Genomic DNA, 16,077 nt, shown 5'->3' with positions numbered 1-16,077 from the left:
CCTGGAGTTTGCTGAAAAGAAACGGAAAAAAGGACCGGCATTTTCCCTCAGCCACCGCCTGCGGGCAATGACAGATAGTCACTTGAGGGCGTTTTTCCTGTGCTTTGGGCATCAATCCCTTGCAGAAACCTTTAACCGGTTCGTCTTAAGGTTATAGCGACGGCTTATAACCGCCACTTATCGTTCAATATCAAAACTTTTTGATATTGGCCTTGCGAGGATCTACACCCGTCACTAGACTGCTGGCCTTATGAACCTACCCGTGCCCTCCCTGCGTCCTGACGACGGCGATGAACTGGCTGCCTTGTGCAAGGCCGCTGGCGATCCGTTGCGCTTGAACGTACTGCGCGCACTGGCCAACGATTCTTTCGGAGTACTGGAGCTGGCGCAGATCTTCGCCATCGGCCAGTCCGGCATGAGCCACCATTTGAAGGTGCTGGCCCAGGCCGACCTGGTGGCCACCCGTCGCGAAGGTAATGCGATTTTCTACCGGCGTGCACTGCCCCATACCGAACTGCTTGGCGGCAAATTACACGCTGCCCTGCTCGAAGAAGTGGATAACTTGTGCCTGCCCGGCGATGTGCAATCGCGTATCGGCCAGGTGCACGGGCAACGCGCCGCCGCCAGCCAGGATTTTTTCTCACGGGTGGCCGATAAGTTTCGCGCCCAGCAGGATCTGATCGCCGGCTTGGCACAGTACCGCGAAAGCGTACTGGCGCTGCTGGACAAGCTGAGCTTCAGTGAAGAGGCCACGGCCTTGGAAGTCGGCCCTGGCGACGGCGGTTTCCTGCCCGAACTGGCGCGCCGCTTCGAGCAGGTGACCGCGCTGGATAACAGCCCGGCGATGCTTGAACTGGCGCGCCAACTCTGTGAGCGCGAAGCCTTGGGAAATGTGCGCCTGCAGTTGGCCGACGCCCTGAGTGACACCGGCCTGCGAGCCGATTGCGTGGTGCTGAACATGGTCTTGCACCATTTCGCCGCACCGGCAGAAGCTCTCAAGCAAATGGCCGGGTTGCTGCACCCCGGCGGTAGCCTCCTGGTTACGGATTTATGCAGCCACAACCAGAATTGGGCCAAGGAGGCCTGCGGTGATCTCTGGCTGGGTTTTGAACAGGACGATCTGGCCCGTTGGGCCACCGCTGCGGGACTCGTTCCCGGGGAAAGCCTCTATGTAGGTTTACGTAATGGTTTCCAGATTCAGGTCCGCCATTTTCAGCGACCGGCTGGCGACACTCACCATCGGTAAATATCAGGAAAACATCGAGATGAGCGAATACTCCCTTTTCACCTCCGAGTCCGTGTCTGAAGGGCATCCGGACAAAATCGCCGACCAGATTTCTGACGCGGTGCTGGACGCTATCATCGCTGAAGACAAGTTCGCCCGTGTGGCGTGCGAGACGCTGGTGAAAACGGGCGTGGCGATCATCGCCGGCGAAGTTACCACCACTGCCTGGGTCGACCTGGAGCAGATCGTGCGTGACGTAATCACCGACATTGGCTACAACAGCTCCGACGTCGGCTTTGACGGCGCAACCTGCGGTGTGATGAACATCATCGGCAAGCAGTCCCCGGACATCAACCAGGGCGTTGACCGGGCCAAGCCTGAAGACCAGGGCGCCGGCGACCAGGGCCTGATGTTCGGCTACGCCAGCAACGAAACCGACGTACTGATGCCCGCGCCGATTACCTTCTCGCACCAGCTGGTACAACGCCAGGCCGAGGCGCGTAAATCCGGCGTACTGCCATGGCTGCGCCCTGACGCCAAGTCCCAGGTGACCTGCCGCTACGAAGGCGGCAAAGTCGTGGGCATCGACGCCGTCGTACTGTCGACCCAGCACAACCCGGACGTGTCCTACGCCGACCTGCGTGAAGGCGTGATGGAGCTGATCGTCAAGCATGTGTTGCCTGCCGAACTGCTGACCAAGGACACCCAGTTCCACATCAACCCGACCGGCCAGTTCATCATCGGTGGCCCCGTGGGCGACTGCGGCCTGACCGGCCGCAAGATCATCGTCGACAGCTACGGCGGCATGGCCCGTCACGGCGGTGGTGCATTCTCCGGCAAGGACCCTTCCAAGGTTGACCGTTCTGCGGCTTACGCCGGTCGTTATGTGGCCAAGAACATCGTGGCTGCCGGCCTGGCCGAGCGCTGCGAAATCCAGGTTTCCTACGCCATTGGCGTGGCCCAGCCTACGTCGATCTCGCTGAACACCTTCGGCACCGGCAAGATCAGCGATGACAAGATCGTCAAGCTGGTGCGTGAGATCTTCGACCTGCGCCCTTACGCAATCACCACCATGCTCGACCTGCTGCACCCGATGTACCAGGAAACCGCAGCCTACGGCCACTTCGGCCGCACCCCGGCGCAGAAGACTGTGGGTGATGACACCTTCAGCACCTTCACCTGGGAAAAAACCGACCGCGCCAACGACCTGCGTACCGCCGCCGGCCTGTAATCGTTCGCGGCAAATAGAGCCCCGCCAGGTCTGCCTGGCGGGGCTTTTTGTTGCCTGCAGGACCACTTCGGGCTTTTTTGGATCCAAGGCTTGCAGGCCAAATGATGGCCCACTAGAATCCGCGCCCTCTCGGGCCCTTCACCTTATTTGGATATTGCACTGCGCCCGCCCGGGATGGATAAGCGCGCAGGCAATCGAACATTGAGGTTTTCATGCGCATTTCCACGCTCGCCCCTGCCGCCCTTCTGCTCAGCCTGTTCACCCTGTCGGCCCAGGCCGCTGACCTGAACGCTTTGAGCGGTGCCCTGAGTGCCCAGCTCGGTGGCGGCAATGCCGGCGACTGCCAGCAGCAACCCAAAGACCTGCAAGCCAAGATCGACGCGGCCAATGCCAAGAACGATCTGCTGAAAGTGCGGGCGTATGAGACTGCGTTGGAGCAGGTCAACAAAGCTTGCAACAAACTCGCCGACAGCCAGGCAAAAGTCGACGCCAAGCAGCAGAAGCAGCAGGCCAAGGCTGAAAACAATGATGCTGTGAAGGCCTTGGGCGGCCTGTTCAAGTAAACAGAAACACCCGGTAAAAAGCCCCGCTCGGTCGGGGCTTTTTTGTGGGCGCGCGGATCACTTAGGCTGGCCCCCCTTTTCGAGCAAGGATGCTCATGATGCACGTATTACTGGCTGTTCTCATAAGCGCCGCACCCGCCTGGGCCTGGGCCGAAACCTGCCCCGATGACGTTCACTCACAGCTGGAAACCCTGTCCAGGCAAATCCAGCAGTGGGACGACAGCTACCATCGACAGGGCCAAGCCCTGATCAGCGATGAGCTCTACGACCAGGCCCGCAGACGCCTGGCGCATTGGCAAGAATGCACTCGCGAGCAGACACCCAAGCCTGATAACCCGCTGGCCAGTGCGCGCGGTACCTTACCTCACCCGGCCGCACACACTGGCCTGCAAAAGCTGCCGAGCGAGCCGGCCGTCAGTGACTGGCTCAGCACTCGACAGGATGTCTGGGTCCAACCCAAGGTCGATGGCGTTGCGGTGACACTGGTGTATCGCCAGGGCCGCTTGCATCAGCTCATCAGTCGGGGCGACGGCCTGCTTGGCCACGATTGGTCAGCCTCCGCCGTCAAGATCCCCGGCATTGTCCAACAGTTGCCCGACGCGGTTGATGTGGTGCTGCAAGGCGAACTCTATTGGCGCCTCAACCACCATGTGCAATCGCTCAAGGGCGGGCTCAATGCACGCAGCAAAGTGGCTGGCCTGATGAACCGTCGTCGGTTGAGCGATGCCGAGGCTGCCGGGATCGGCCTGTTCGTCTGGGCGTGGCCAGACGGCCCGACGGACTTCACCGAACACCTTGCCACCTTGGCGCGCTGGGGCTTCACCGATAGCCAACAGTACAGCCAACCCGTCAGCACCATCAGCGAAGCTGCGCATTGGCGCACGCATTGGTACAACGCGCCATTACCCTTCGCCAGCGACGGCGTGGTGCTGCACCAGGCTGCGCGAGCGCCCGCCGAGCGCTGGCAAGCCAGCGCGCCCTACTGGTCGGTTGCCTGGAAGTACCCGGCTATCAAGGCACTGGCCCTGGTGCGCAAGGTCGAGTTCAGGGTGGGACGTACCGGGCGTATTACACCTATCCTCGAATTGGAGCCCGTACGGCTGGATGATCGGCAGATCAGCCGAGTGAGCGTCGGCTCCCTGAAACGCTGGCAAGCCCTGGATATCCGCCCTGGCGATCATGTGTCGATCAGCCTGGCGGGCCAGGTCATACCGCGACTGGACGAGGTGATCCTGCGCAACGAGACACGCGTGGACGTGCAGGTACCCAACGCTCAAGACTTCCACGCCTTGAGCTGCTGGCAACTGGACCCTGGCTGCGAAGACCAACTGCTCGCCCGCCTCACCTGGCTGAGCGGTAAACACGGCCTGGCCTTGCCCCACATGGGGCGCGAAACCTGGAACGTATTGATCCAGGCCGGTCTAATCGCAGGCTTTCTCGATTGGTTGACACTTGATGCGGCCGAGCTTGCTACCATTGAGGGCTTAGGCGAGCGTACCCGTGCGCGGGTGCTCGACAGTATTCAAAGCGCCCGGCAACGCCCTTTTTCACTATGGCTCAAGGCCTTAGGCGTGCCGCCGGCGGCGCGCAACAACCTGGAAGGAGACTGGCAGACGCTGGTCGCCAAAGACACTCAAGCCTGGCTGGCCTCAGATGGCATCGGCCCGGGACGCGCGGCGCAACTCAGCGCTTTTTTTCGCGACCCGCAGGTACAAGCCTTGGCTGAAACATTACGCGGAGCCGGGATAGATGGGTTTTGATCCCTCCGCCACCTGATTGCGAACCTGGAGTCTTATATGAAATTTCTCGCCCCCTTTGCCTTGCTGACCTTCGCGAGCTTCATGGCCACGCCGCTGTTGGCCGCCGAAGACGCACAACCCCTCACCGGCTGCGCCGCCAAGCGCCAGGCCATCAGCAGCCAGATCAAACAAGCCAAGGCCCACGGCAACAGCGCGCAACAGGCTGGCCTGGAAAAAGCCCTGGCCGAAGTTACCGCCCACTGCACCGATGCCGGCTTGAAGAAAGAACGTGAAAACAAGGTGCTCGACGCCAAGCACGAAGTCAGCCGCCGTCAGGCCGACCTCGACAAAGCCATGAAAAAAGGCGACCCGGACAAGATCAACAAGCGTAAGGAGAAACTGGCCGACTCGCGTAAAGAGCTGCAGGACGCAGTGGAAGAACTCGACCAGTAAAACCGATCAATGATCGCGGAACTGTTTATGGCAGGCGCTACAGGCATCTTCAACTTTTTGCACCGCAGGTTGAAGGCTACTGGCTTTATAAGGTTGCACCTGGCTAGCGATCACCAATTCACCGGTGGCCGCCTCAAGTTCGCGGGCCAGTTGCTGGAACTGCGCCTGTTTTTGCCACACATCATCTTTGGCACTGGTGTGGTCTTCTTCGCGTACGCTCGGGAAATGTTTCCACGGTTCATGGGACAACGCATCCAGCTTGACCGCACCCTCGGCGAACTTGGCGCCATCAAATGGGATACGTCCGCGCAGCATGCCGCCCAGGTCTTCACCGGTCTTGAGCATCTGCTTGAAGATCGCCTTGCGCTGGCCCAGGGGGGAATTGGGATCAACACCGCCACAGGCAGACAAAGCCAGGCAGGCCAGCAATACAACGGTCAGTTTTTTTAACATCATCATGGCTTCAAGGTCACGGGAAACGGCGGCCAGTATCCTCGCACCGCCCACAAAGACCAATAGCCCTATTAATAATAAGGTTGCCCGGATGCAGTGAAGCGCGGGCAATCGTTTCAGGAATTGCTTGCATGAATGTCACCTTCAAACCCTGGGGCCGCCGCCTGGCTTGGGCTCTGCCAATGTTCGCGCTACTGGCCGGCTGCGATGCCGGTAAAGACACCGATAAAGAAGTTGCCCAGGAGCCAACAAAACCTCACGCCGTTGCCACCTATGTGAGCGCACCGTGGGAAGCCCTGCCGAGCGTTTCCGACAGCGACTTGCTCGCCGGGTTTGAATCCTGGCGCAGCGCCTGCCAGCGCCTCAAGGCCGACCCGATCTGGGGCCCGACCTGCGCGACAGCGGCTAGCGTACCGGGCGATGCCGTAGCGGTTCGTAGCTTTCTCAAGGAACACCTGGATGTCTTCGGCCTGCGTTCGGCCAACAACACGCCAAACGGCTTGATCACGGGTTATTACGAGCCGGTCTACCCCGGCAGCCTGACCAAGACCACCACCGCCCACGTGCCGGTATACGGCGTGCCGGACGACCTGATTGTCGTCAACCTCGACAGCATCTACCCGGAGCTCAAGGGCAAGCGCCTGCGCGGGCGCCTGGAAGGCCGTGTGCTCAAGCCGTATGACGACGCCAGCACTCTCAACAGCCAAGGCTCTACCGCCAAGCCGATCGCCTGGCTGACCGACCCGATGGACCTGCAGTTCCTGCAAATTCAGGGCTCGGGGCGTATTCAACTGGCCGGCGGGCGTCAACTGCGTGTGGGTTACGGCGACCAGAACGGCTACCCATACCGCCCTATTGGCCGTTGGCTGGTGGAACAAGGCGAACTGAAAAAAGAAGACGTGACCATGGGCGCCATCAGCGCCTGGGCCAAGGCCCATCCGCAGCGCATTCCAGAACTGCTGGCGAGCAACCCCAGCTACGTATTCTTCAGCGCCCGCCCCGACAGCAACGAAGGCCCACGCGGTTCGCTGAACGTGCCATTGACCGCCGGCTACAGTGTGGCAGTGGATCGCAAGGTGATTCCGCTGGGCAGCCTGTTGTGGTTGTCGACCACCAAACCAGACGGCACGCCACTGGCACGCCCTGTCGCCGCGCAGGATACCGGCGGCGCAATCACCGGAGAAGTACGCGCAGATCTGTTCTGGGGCACAGGCAATGCCGCAGGCGAGTTGGCGGGGAATATGAAACAGCAAGGGCAGATCTGGATGCTGTGGCCCAAAGGCGCAGCGTTGCCCCAGGTGCCGGATGCGCCTGCCGGAACCTGACAATCGCTGGCGCTTTTTGTAGGAGCGAGCTTGCTCGCGAAAAACGCACAGGCGCCGCGCTTACTCAGGAAGCACGCGTTATCGTTGACGTTCTTCGCGAGCAAGCTCGTTCCTACAACACCCCTTACATCGAAACGAAGAAGAAACTCGCAATCAACGCCATACCCACGGCCCACACCAGCGAACGCAAGATCGCCCAGTCCGCCAGGTAGCAAATGATGTACAGCAGGCGGCTGGTGATAAACAGCACTGCCAGCACGTTGATCGTCACCAGTTCGGCGTTGCCGGCCAGGTGCGCAATGATGACTGCAGCGGCAAACGCCGGGGTCACTTCGAAACTGTTGAGTTGCGCGCTATGAGCACGCTTGGCGACGCCTTCCAGGCTATCGAGGAAGGCACGCGGGTCGTGGTTATCCCGTGGCCCGAACTTGCCTGTGCTGAATTTGGCCACACCGGTGCAAATGTACGGCAGAAAGATTGCGATCAATACACACCATAAAGCGACTGTCATCACCGATTCCTTTTAGTTTTATCCGACGGTTAGAGTTTCATCACCAACATGCCAATCAACACCAACCCACAGGCTATGAGCCGTGGACGGCCAAAAGGTTCTTTCAAGTAACGCATGCCGAACAGCACCACCAGAATCACACTGACTTCGCGCAGCGCGGCGGCTTCGGCAATCGAGCCCAACTGCATGGCCCAAAGTACCAAAGCGTAGCTCAACAACACGCACAGCCCCACGCTCAAGCCCAACCGCCACTGGGTGCGCCAGAACAGGCTGAAGGCCGCACGCTTGCGCACCAGCGCCAGCAACGGAAACGGCCAGGCGCTGATCAGCGTCAGCCACACCAGATAATCCAGCGGATGCGACCAGCGCCGCAGCGCCTGCCCGTCCAGAAAGGTGTAGCAGCCGATGCACAGACCAATCAATACCACCACCGGTAGCATCGACCAGGGCAACCGGTCACCGCCGCCGCCCTGCCACAGCAGGCACACCATGCCGAACGGAATCAGCAGAATCCCCAGAATCTGCTGGGTATTCAATACTTCGCCGGCAAACACCAGGGTCAGCACCAGCACCACCAGCGGCGACAAACCGCGCATCAACGGATACACCAGGCCCAGGTCACCCACCCGATAGGCCTGGATCAACAAATAGCGATAGAGCAACTCAAACAACGCAGAAGCAATGATCCACGGCCAGATGTCCAGCGGCGGCCAGGACACGAAGCCCACCGCGAACACCACGAACAGCAGTGCCACACTGTCCATGCAGGCAATGACTAAAAGGCGCTCGCCACTGAACTTGATCAAGGTGTTCCACGTCGCATGCAACAGCGCCGCTACCAGCACCAGGGCTGTCGCTACCACCAGAACCTCCTTAATTGATACGTCATGTAACAGCACCTGTTTATACTAACTACCGATTCGACGCACCCCGTGCGCCTATATTTCCCTGCTCCAAGGACCCCGGATGCTTGAACTTGTCGCCGCCTTCATCTGCCTCACCACCCTGCTCACTTATGTGAACTTCCGCTTCATCGGCCTGCCGCCCACCATTGGCGTGATGGTCACCGCACTGTTGTTCTCGCTGATCCTGCAAGGCCTGAGCGTGCTCGGCTACCCAGGCCTGGAAGAACGTATCCAGCAGTTGATCGGCCAGATCGACTTCGGCGATTTGCTGATGAACTGGATGCTGTCGTTCCTGCTGTTCGCCGGCGCCTTGCACGTCAACTTGAACGACTTGCGCAGCTACCGCTGGCCCATCGGCCTGCTGGCAACCTTTGGCGTATTGATCGCCACCGTGGTCATCGGCAGCCTGGCGTACTACATCTTCGCCCTGTTTGGCTGGCACGTGAGTTTCCTTTACTGCCTGCTGTTCGGTGCCCTGATATCCCCTACCGATCCCATTGCGGTGCTCGGCGTGCTACGGACCGCCAATGCCTCCAAACCGCTGAAAACCACCATCGTCGGCGAATCGCTGTTCAATGACGGCACCGCCGTGGTGGTGTTTACCGTGCTGCTGGGTATCGCGCAGTTGGGTGAGACGCCCACCGTGAGCGCCACGGCCATGCTGTTTGCCCACGAAGCCATTGGCGGCGTGCTGTTTGGCGGGCTGATCGGCTATCTCGTGTACCTGATGATCAAGAGCATCGAACAGCACCAGATCGAAGTCATGCTGACCCTCGCCCTGGTGATCGGCGGCTCGGCCATGGCCTCGGAGCTGCATGTGTCCGCACCGATTGCGATGGTGGTCGCGGGGCTGATCATCGGCAACCTGGGGCGCAAACTGGCGATGAACGACATGACGCGTCGCTACCTGGATGGTTTCTGGGAACTGCTCGATGACATGCTCAATGCCTTGCTGTTTGCGCTGATCGGCATGGAGCTGCTGCTATTGCCATTCAACTGGCTGCACGTGTTCGCGGCCAGCCTGCTGGCAGTGGCGATCCTGCTCTCGCGCCTGCTGACCGTGGCCCCGGCGATCCTGTTGCTGCGCCGTTGGCGCACGGTACCGCGCGGCACTATCCGTATCCTTACCTGGGGTGGCTTGCGCGGCGGGGTTTCGGTGGCACTGGCCTTGGCCCTGCCTCTGGGCCCGGAGCGTGACTTGTTGCTGAGCATCACCTACATCGTGGTGCTGTCTTCGATCCTGTTGCAGGGGTTGAGCATCGGCAAGCTGGTCAAGCACGTGACCCGGGACGAACTCCAGGCCACGCCTGAGCATCACTGATCCTTGTTGATCTGCTGCGGATGCCTCGGGTCCGCAGCCTTTTTACCTGGCAGGCTGCTTTCGCTGCGAACCTGCGCATGGCTGATCAACGCGAAGATGAAACTGCCGCCGATGATGTTGCCGGCCAGGGTCGGCCCGGCGAAGACCAGCCAGAAATCCTTCCATGGCAACTCGCCGGCAAATACCAGGTAGGACACTTCGGCTGAACCGACGACGATATGGGTGAAGTCACCCAGAGCCATGAAGTAGGTGATCAGAATGATGATCCACAGCTTGGCACTCTCCATCGACGGGATCATCCAGACCATGGTGGCGATCATCCAACCGGAGACGATGCCCTTGGCGAACATCTGCGCGGGGTCGTTCTCCATGACCTTGCGCCCGATCTCGAGGAAGGCCAGGTCGGTCTTGGTATCGAAGATCGGCAGGTGCAGCATCACGTATGCCACCAGCAAGGTGCCACACAGGTTGCCCACCAGCACCACTGACCACAGCCGCAACAGACGCCCGGCATTCGCCAGGGTTGGCTTGCTCATCACCGGTAGCACGGCGGTCAGGGTGTTTTCGGTAAACAGTTGCTGGCGTGCCAGGATCACCGCGAGGAAGCCCGCGCAGTAGCCGAAGCTGGCAATTACCTTGAAGGCTTCGCCCTCAGGCAGGCGTGAATTGAGCAGCCCCATGGCCATCAGTGACAAACCCATGGTCAGCCCGGCTGCCAATGCCGACCACCACAACGCGGCGACACTGCGCTCCAGCTCCTGGTCGCCCTGGGTACGAATGATTTCGTGCAATACCGCTGCGCGGGGCGGCTGGTTCTTGTCGACGTCCTGCTGCTCTTCCTGGGACAGGTTGGGGGTCTTGCCGTCTTCTTGCGTAGCCATGGTGATACCTGAACGGGGGGCGATGTTCAGGTACGACCTATGGTTGATGAAGAGCGTTCACTGGTCCTGCGCGGGATTACTCGCTGAGGCCGTCTTCCTGGAACTGATCCTTGACGTACTTGATCTCTGTACGGCCGTGAGGCGCGGGCAAACCGTCTTCGCCGAGGTTGACGAAGACCATTTTTTCTACCGTCAGGATGCTTTTGCGCGTGATCTTGTTACGCACTTCACAGGTCAGGGTAATAGAGGTACGACCAAACTCGGTGGCCGTGATCCCCAGCTCGATGATGTCGCCCTGGCGCGAGGCGCTGACAAAGTTGATTTCCGAGATGTACTTGGTGACCACGCGCTGGTTGCCGAGTTGGACAATGGCGTAGATGGCCGCTTCTTCGTCGATCCAGCGCAACAGACTGCCGCCGAACAGTGTGCCGTTGGGGTTGAGGTCTTCGGGTTTTACCCATTTGCGGGTGTGGAAGTTCATGGTCACTCCAAAGCGTCTTGCCAAATGATAGGCAACATCATGGCAGAGCAAGGACCCAAGCTCTATGAACCATTAGCTATCAAGCCCATGAACGATCTTCATGCCGCCGACAGAAAGGCTTGGGAAGTGCCGCTTACACGGCTATAATCGCCTCCGCTTCAAAACGGTCATCTTCGATTGATACCGTTCTCCCGCCACCTGTCCGAGGGGCGCTGCAGCAGGTTCAACCTGTCAGGCTCGGATGGGGCGTTGTCCGGCCTGGTTGCCCTGGCCTGATACTAAACGCACAACGGCGCCCATTCGCACACTACGAATGGAGGCTCTCTATGAGCGCTGTAATGACGCCTGCAGATTTCAACGACTACAAAGTCGCCGACATGTCCCTTGCTGCCTGGGGCCGTCGCGAAACCTTTATCGCCGAATCCGAAATGCCAGCCCTGATGGGCCTGCGCCGCAAGTACGCCGCTGAGCAGCCGCTCAAGGGCGCCAAGATTCTCGGCTGCATCCACATGACCATCCAGACTGCCGTGCTGATCGAAACCCTGGTTGCTCTGGGTGCCGAAGTGCGTTGGTCGTCCTGCAATATCTTCTCGACTCAAGACCAGGCCGCTGCCGCTATCGCTGCTGCCGGTATCCCGGTATTCGCCTGGAAAGGCGAGACCGAAGAAGAGTACGAGTGGTGCCTGGAGCAAACCATCCTCAAAGATGGCGCGCCTTGGGATGCCAACATGATCCTTGACGACGGCGGCGACCTCACCGAGTTGCTGCACAAGAAATACCCGCAGATCCTCGACCGCGTCCACGGCGTGACCGAAGAGACCACCACCGGCGTACACCGCCTGCTGGACATGCTGGCCAAGGGCGAGCTGAAAATCCCGGCCATCAACGTCAACGACTCGGTGACCAAGAGCAAGAACGACAACAAGTACGGCTGCCGTCACAGCCTGAACGATGCGATCAAGCGCGGCACCGACCACCTGCTGTCGGGCAAGCAAGCCCTGGTGATCGGCTACGGTGACGTGGGCAAGGGCTCGTCCCAGTCCCTGCGTCAGGAAGGCATGATCGTCAAGGTCTCCGAAGTCGACCCGATCTGCGCCATGCAAGCCTGCATGGACGGTTTCGAAGTGGTTTCGCCGTTCATCAACGGCCAGAACGACGGCACCGAAGCCAGCATCGACAAAGCCCTGCTGGGCAAGATCGACCTGATCGTCACCACCACCGGTAACGTGAATGTGTGCGATGCGAACATGCTCAAGGCCCTGAAGAAGCGCGCCGTTGTCTGCAACATCGGTCACTTCGACAATGAGATCGACACCGCTTTCATGCGCAAGAACTGGGCATGGGAAGAAGTGAAGCCGCAGGTACACAAGGTTCACCGTACCGGCGCTGGTGATTTCGACCCACAGAACGATGACTACCTGATCCTGCTGGCCGAAGGCCGCCTGGTGAACCTGGGCAACGCCACTGGTCATCCAAGCCGCATCATGGATGGCTCGTTCGCCAACCAGGTGCTGGCGCAGATCTTCCTGTTCGAACAGAAGTACGCCGACCTGTCGCCAGCCCAGAAAGCCGAGCGCCTGACTGTGGAAGTACTGCCGAAGAAACTCGACGAAGAAGTGGCCCTGGAAATGGTCCGCGGCTTCGGCGGCGTGGTGACTCAACTGACCAAGACCCAGGCCGACTACATCGGCGTGACGGTTGAAGGCCCGTTCAAGCCGCACGCTTACCGCTACTGATCGGCCTTGCTGGCGCCGGCTCTTCTGTGGGAGCCGGGCTTGCCCGCGATGCAGACGCCTCGGTGTTCCAGTAACACCGAGCGGATGCTATCGCAGGCAAGCCAGCTCCCACAGAAAGCCAGGCACCCGCATCGATTGTGTATGCCTTCCAGGCTTTCGAGTTTCCAAGGGTATGACCATGTCCCAAGACCGTCGCTACAGCTTCGAGTTCTTCCCGACCAAGACCGATGCTGGGCATGAAAAACTGATGGCAACTGCCAAGCAGTTGGCCAGCTTCAGCCCTGACTTCTTCTCCTGCACCTACGGCGCTGGCGGTTCGACCCGTGATCGCACGATCAACACCGTGTTGCAGCTTGAAAGTGAAGTCAAAGTTCCCGCCGCTCCGCATTTGTCCTGCGTGGGCGACAGCAAGGCCGACCTGCGTAGCCTGCTGACCCAATACAAAGCCGCCGGCATCAAGCGCATCGTTGCCCTGCGTGGCGACCTGCCATCGGGTATGGGCATGGCCAGCGGTGAGCTGCGCTACGCCAACGATCTGGTGAGCTTCATCCGCGAAGAAAGTGGCGATCACTTCCATGTCGAAGTAGCCGCTTATCCGGAGATGCACCCCCAGGCGCGCAATTTCGAAGACGATTTGCAGAACTTCGTGCGCAAGGCCAATGCCGGCGCCGATAGTGCGATCACCCAGTATTTCTTCAACGCCGACAGCTACTTCTACTTCGTCGAGCGTGTACGGGCGATGGGCGTGAACATCCCGATCGTGCCGGGCATCATGCCGATCACCAATTACAGCAAGCTGGCGCGCTTCTCCGACGCCTGCGGTGCCGAGATCCCGCGCTGGGTGCGCAAGCAACTGGAAGCCTATGGCGATGACGTCAAAAGCATCCAGGCGTTCGGCGAGCAGGTCATCACCGAGATGTGTGAGCAATTGTTGCAAGGTGGTGCACCAGGGTTGCATTTCTATACCCTGAACCAGGCTGAACCCAGCCTTGCCATCTGGAACAACCTCAAGCTGCCACGTTAACGCTTGACCGGTTGTACCAAGGCCCTCGTTCTGACGAGGGCCTTTGTCGTTTTACGTTACCCACGGAACCCCGCAGTCCATGAATACAGTGCCCTCGACGTCCCGCCCGCAACTGGTCTACCTGGTCTTCGGCGCCGACACCTACCATCAGGAAGCCGTATTCAGCATCGCCAGCGCACTGGCATTCCTGCAGGACACGCCGGACGCGAACATCGACATTCAGGTATTCAGCGACAACCCCGAACCCTATCGCTTGCTGCCGGTGCGCGTCCGCCCGCTGGACGAGGCCACCCGCAAACGCTGGAGCGAGCCCCACGGCTATCACTTTCGTACCAAACACGTGGTGCTGCGCCAGGTGCTGCAAGAATCCCCGGTAGCACTGCTCATCGACACCGACACCTTCTTCCATCATTCGCCCATGGCCCTGTTCGAACGCGTACAGCCCGGCACCCTGCTGTGCAACGCTTTCTACACCAAGTACGGCGACAATCACGAAAGCATCCTCTACACCGCCTTGCGCCAGCGCCTGCTGGACATGGGCGTGGCCGACGATGACATGATGACCCTCAACTCCGGCGTCATGGGCCTGACCCAACAGGATGCGCACATCCTCGACCGCTCCATCGAATTGATGGATGAACTGTTCCCCCACGCCCAGGGCGCCTACACCCTGGAAGAGTTCTGCCTGTCCATCGCCGCCTACCGTACCCTCAAGGTGCGCGAGTGCCCGGACCTGATCCACCATTACTGGAGCCGCAAACAGCTGTTCCGGGCCAAGGTCAAGGCGTGGATCGCCAAGCACGCCAGCGCGCCCACCAGTGTGCAAGCCCTGGCCGATACGCGCCAAGTCTCCTCGCACCTGCCGCGCCCGCCGCGTTTGCAGCGTTTGATGTACAAGCTGATCACCCTGCTGCTGCCCAAGCATCAGCAACAGTTCATCCGCGAGATTCTCTACGGCTGCTACGAACACGAAAACGAGTTCGACCAGGCGTGCGGCCCGGTTTGGTGGGACAAGGCCCGACAAAACCAGGAAGAACGCCAGAAGCGCCCGATTGATGCCCACCAGTTGGAACACTGGTTCGCCAACCCCGTGGTGCGTTTGATTCTGGGTGAGCGCCGGGCCGCGATCCACGAACACCTGCTGAACGCTCCCGCGAAGTAAGACCGCCCGCCAATGCGCGTGCCAGAGCTTCTCTTTCTTCGGGGAGCGTCGTAACCTCAGGGTATGCCCGTCCTCTTCAAGCTGTTGACCGCTGTGCTGTTTTCTTGCCTGAGCCTGGCCGCTCATGGCGAGAAACTGCGCATTGTCACCGAACCCTGGGCGCCCTATGTCTACGAAGACAACGGCACCATGGCCGGCCTGGATTATGAAACCACCCTGATCGTGTTCCAGCGCCTGGGGGTGGAGGTGCAATGGCAGTTCCTGCCCTGGAAGCGCTGCTTGGCGATGCTCGAGCAGGGCCACGCCGACGGCGCGCTGGATATCTTTCACAGCCAGGAGCGCGACGCGTTGCTGCTCTATCCCAGCGAGCCGTTGTCGGAAGTCGAATTTGTCTTGTTCTATGCCAACGAACGCCCTCACCCCGCCGCCACGCTCGACGACCTGCGCGGCCTGACCGTTGGCGTTTCCCCTGGCTACCTTTATGGCGACGCGTTCAGTAAGTCCAACACCTTCCAGCGCGAACCCGCCCCCAGCCATGAAGCCAACTTTGGCAAACTCATGCTGGGGCGCGTCGATATGGTGGTGACTGACCGGCGCGTGGGGCACCACGTGCTCAAGGCCCTGGGCCTGGAAGGTAAAGTCAGCCAGGCATCGGTGGTGGTCAGCCGCCAGCAGCAATTTCTTGCGGTACGCCGTGGCGCAGGCATGGACCTGCTGGTGCAACGCTTTGCCGCCGAGCTCAAGCGCTTCAAGCAAGAGCCCGCCTATGCCACATTGAGCGCCAAATATGGCCGGATGCACGAGCAAACGGCACCCATACCAGCCCCCGAACACGCCGTTGAGCAGCAGGAAAGCAGCGCGCAGTGATTGCTCTGTTATACTGCGGCCTTTCCGCCAGGCTTACGCCCGGCCGCTCGGGTCTTGAAAACGGCACCCAACCCAGCTACTGCGCAGCTTTGCAGCCCGCGCGAGCCGGTGGAGTGCCCGCCAGACGCAGCAGGACCGGACGGGGTTGCGCTCCCCTAAGCGCCATTCACGCCCGGCAAGATTATCCCTTTGGGCCAAGC

At 60.2% G+C, this 16,077-nt stretch carries 16 protein-coding genes and 1 riboswitch; of the genes, 11 read left to right on the top strand and 5 right to left on the bottom strand.

Annotation, left to right across the window (positions count from 1 at the left end; translation table 11 throughout):
- Positions 1 to 250: 250 nt before the first annotated feature.
- The 5 genes from OC445_RS06725 (at position 251) to OC445_RS06705 (ending at position 5,211) form a co-directional block, all read left to right on the top strand.
- Complete coding sequence (locus tag OC445_RS06725; RefSeq protein WP_054899040.1) at positions 251 to 1,246, top strand: ArsR/SmtB family transcription factor; 996 nt, start codon at positions 251 to 253, stop codon at positions 1,244 to 1,246.
- A 19-nt stretch (positions 1,247 to 1,265) separates the two neighbouring features.
- Positions 1,266 to 2,456, top strand: coding sequence for a methionine adenosyltransferase (gene metK, locus OC445_RS06720; protein ID WP_003194964.1), 1,191 nt, complete (start codon positions 1,266 to 1,268; stop codon positions 2,454 to 2,456).
- A 212-nt stretch (positions 2,457 to 2,668) separates the two neighbouring features.
- Positions 2,669 to 3,019 (top strand): DUF1090 family protein, encoded by a 351-nt coding sequence (locus tag OC445_RS06715; RefSeq protein ID WP_057976504.1) that lies wholly within the window; start codon positions 2,669 to 2,671, stop codon positions 3,017 to 3,019.
- A 95-nt stretch (positions 3,020 to 3,114) separates the two neighbouring features.
- The gene (ligB, locus tag OC445_RS06710; RefSeq protein ID WP_057976502.1) at positions 3,115 to 4,779 is read left to right on the top strand and encodes an NAD-dependent DNA ligase LigB; all 1,665 of its coding nucleotides are present in this window, start codon (positions 3,115 to 3,117) and stop codon (positions 4,777 to 4,779) included.
- 36 nt (positions 4,780 to 4,815) lie between these two features.
- Positions 4,816 to 5,211, top strand: coding sequence for a DUF1090 domain-containing protein (locus OC445_RS06705; protein ID WP_198790990.1), 396 nt, complete (start codon positions 4,816 to 4,818; stop codon positions 5,209 to 5,211).
- A gap of 6 nt (positions 5,212 to 5,217) precedes the next feature.
- Here OC445_RS06705 and OC445_RS06700 read toward each other — a convergent pair whose 3' ends face one another.
- On the bottom strand, positions 5,218 to 5,667 hold the full coding sequence (locus tag OC445_RS06700) for a c-type cytochrome (protein ID WP_034128909.1): 450 nt from the start codon (positions 5,665 to 5,667) through the stop codon (positions 5,218 to 5,220).
- A 128-nt stretch (positions 5,668 to 5,795) separates the two neighbouring features.
- Between OC445_RS06700 and OC445_RS06695 the strand changes: the two genes are divergently transcribed.
- Positions 5,796 to 6,989, top strand: a complete 1,194-nt coding sequence (locus OC445_RS06695) for a murein transglycosylase A (protein WP_054922350.1) — start codon at positions 5,796 to 5,798, stop codon at positions 6,987 to 6,989.
- A 124-nt stretch (positions 6,990 to 7,113) separates the two neighbouring features.
- On the opposite strand, the gene OC445_RS06690 is transcribed toward OC445_RS06695, so the two are convergent.
- Both OC445_RS06690 and OC445_RS06685 read right to left on the bottom strand, forming a co-directional pair.
- The gene (locus OC445_RS06690; protein ID WP_034128911.1) at positions 7,114 to 7,500 is read right to left on the bottom strand and encodes an MAPEG family protein; all 387 of its coding nucleotides are present in this window, start codon (positions 7,498 to 7,500) and stop codon (positions 7,114 to 7,116) included.
- A 29-nt stretch (positions 7,501 to 7,529) separates the two neighbouring features.
- Entirely contained in the window at positions 7,530 to 8,363 is an 834-nt protein-coding gene (locus OC445_RS06685; protein ID WP_054899037.1) for an EamA family transporter, read from the bottom strand.
- Between the two features lie 103 nt (positions 8,364 to 8,466).
- Here OC445_RS06685 and OC445_RS06680 point away from each other — a divergent pair, with 103 nt between their 5' ends.
- Positions 8,467 to 9,726 carry a cation:proton antiporter gene (locus tag OC445_RS06680; protein ID WP_262020025.1) on the top strand — a complete coding sequence of 420 codons (1,260 nt, stop codon included), beginning with the start codon at positions 8,467 to 8,469 and terminating at the stop codon, positions 9,724 to 9,726.
- Here OC445_RS06680 and OC445_RS06675 read toward each other — a convergent pair.
- Positions 9,720 to 10,607: a formate/nitrite transporter family protein gene (locus OC445_RS06675; protein ID WP_034128914.1), complete on the bottom strand. Its 888-nt coding sequence runs from the start codon at positions 10,605 to 10,607 to the stop codon at positions 9,720 to 9,722. The genes OC445_RS06680 and OC445_RS06675 overlap by 7 nt on opposite strands.
- Before the next feature lie 76 nt (positions 10,608 to 10,683).
- The gene (locus OC445_RS06670) at positions 10,684 to 11,088 is read right to left on the bottom strand and encodes an acyl-CoA thioesterase (RefSeq protein ID WP_034128915.1); all 405 of its coding nucleotides are present in this window, start codon (positions 11,086 to 11,088) and stop codon (positions 10,684 to 10,686) included.
- A gap of 198 nt (positions 11,089 to 11,286) precedes the next feature.
- A riboswitch (S-adenosyl-L-homocysteine riboswitch) is annotated at positions 11,287 to 11,393 on the top strand.
- Positions 11,394 to 11,414: 21 nt separating this feature from the next.
- Between OC445_RS06670 and ahcY the strand changes: the two genes are divergently transcribed.
- From ahcY to OC445_RS06650, 4 genes are all read left to right on the top strand, one after another.
- Positions 11,415 to 12,824 carry an adenosylhomocysteinase gene (ahcY, locus tag OC445_RS06665; protein WP_034128916.1) on the top strand — a complete coding sequence of 470 codons (1,410 nt, stop codon included), beginning with the start codon at positions 11,415 to 11,417 and terminating at the stop codon, positions 12,822 to 12,824.
- A 178-nt stretch (positions 12,825 to 13,002) separates the two neighbouring features.
- Positions 13,003 to 13,848, top strand: a complete 846-nt coding sequence (metF, locus tag OC445_RS06660; RefSeq protein WP_034129073.1) for a methylenetetrahydrofolate reductase [NAD(P)H] — start codon at positions 13,003 to 13,005, stop codon at positions 13,846 to 13,848.
- Between the two features lie 79 nt (positions 13,849 to 13,927).
- A complete protein-coding gene (locus OC445_RS06655; protein WP_054922347.1) occupies positions 13,928 to 15,010 on the top strand; it encodes a hypothetical protein in 1,083 nt (360 codons plus the stop codon).
- A gap of 63 nt (positions 15,011 to 15,073) precedes the next feature.
- Positions 15,074 to 15,877, top strand: a complete 804-nt coding sequence (locus tag OC445_RS06650; RefSeq protein ID WP_034128918.1) for a substrate-binding periplasmic protein — start codon at positions 15,074 to 15,076, stop codon at positions 15,875 to 15,877.
- Positions 15,878 to 16,077 lie beyond the last annotated feature (200 nt).

This window comes from Pseudomonas sp. Pse35 (genome assembly GCF_024519715.1).
Classification (GTDB): domain Bacteria; phylum Pseudomonadota; class Gammaproteobacteria; order Pseudomonadales; family Pseudomonadaceae; genus Aquipseudomonas; species Aquipseudomonas paracarnis.
Note: the sequence above shows the minus strand (reverse complement) of the source record. Positions and strands in the feature narration are given on the sequence as shown.

Bases quoted from the DNA above. Each gene is read 5' to 3' on its own strand.
- OC445_RS06725 (WP_054899040.1), top strand. From the start codon at position 251: ATGAACCTACCCGTGCCCTCCCTGCGTCCTGACGACGGCGATGAACTG.
- metK (WP_003194964.1), top strand. From the start codon at position 1,266: ATGAGCGAATACTCCCTTTTCACCTCCGAGTCCGTGTCTGAAGGGCAT.
- OC445_RS06715 (WP_057976504.1), top strand. From the start codon at position 2,669: ATGCGCATTTCCACGCTCGCCCCTGCCGCCCTTCTGCTCAGCCTGTTC.
- ligB (WP_057976502.1), top strand. From the start codon at position 3,115: ATGATGCACGTATTACTGGCTGTTCTCATAAGCGCCGCACCCGCCTGG.
- OC445_RS06705 (WP_198790990.1), top strand. From the start codon at position 4,816: ATGAAATTTCTCGCCCCCTTTGCCTTGCTGACCTTCGCGAGCTTCATG.
- OC445_RS06700 (WP_034128909.1), bottom strand. From the start codon at position 5,667: ATGATGTTAAAAAAACTGACCGTTGTATTGCTGGCCTGCCTGGCTTTG.
- OC445_RS06695 (WP_054922350.1), top strand. From the start codon at position 5,796: ATGAATGTCACCTTCAAACCCTGGGGCCGCCGCCTGGCTTGGGCTCTG.
- OC445_RS06690 (WP_034128911.1), bottom strand. From the start codon at position 7,500: ATGACAGTCGCTTTATGGTGTGTATTGATCGCAATCTTTCTGCCGTAC.
- OC445_RS06680 (WP_262020025.1), top strand. From the start codon at position 8,467: ATGCTTGAACTTGTCGCCGCCTTCATCTGCCTCACCACCCTGCTCACT.
- OC445_RS06675 (WP_034128914.1), bottom strand. From the start codon at position 10,607: ATGGCTACGCAAGAAGACGGCAAGACCCCCAACCTGTCCCAGGAAGAG.
- OC445_RS06670 (WP_034128915.1), bottom strand. From the start codon at position 11,088: ATGAACTTCCACACCCGCAAATGGGTAAAACCCGAAGACCTCAACCCC.
- ahcY (WP_034128916.1), top strand. From the start codon at position 11,415: ATGAGCGCTGTAATGACGCCTGCAGATTTCAACGACTACAAAGTCGCC.
- metF (WP_034129073.1), top strand. From the start codon at position 13,003: ATGTCCCAAGACCGTCGCTACAGCTTCGAGTTCTTCCCGACCAAGACC.
- OC445_RS06655 (WP_054922347.1), top strand. From the start codon at position 13,928: ATGAATACAGTGCCCTCGACGTCCCGCCCGCAACTGGTCTACCTGGTC.
- OC445_RS06650 (WP_034128918.1), top strand. From the start codon at position 15,074: ATGCCCGTCCTCTTCAAGCTGTTGACCGCTGTGCTGTTTTCTTGCCTG.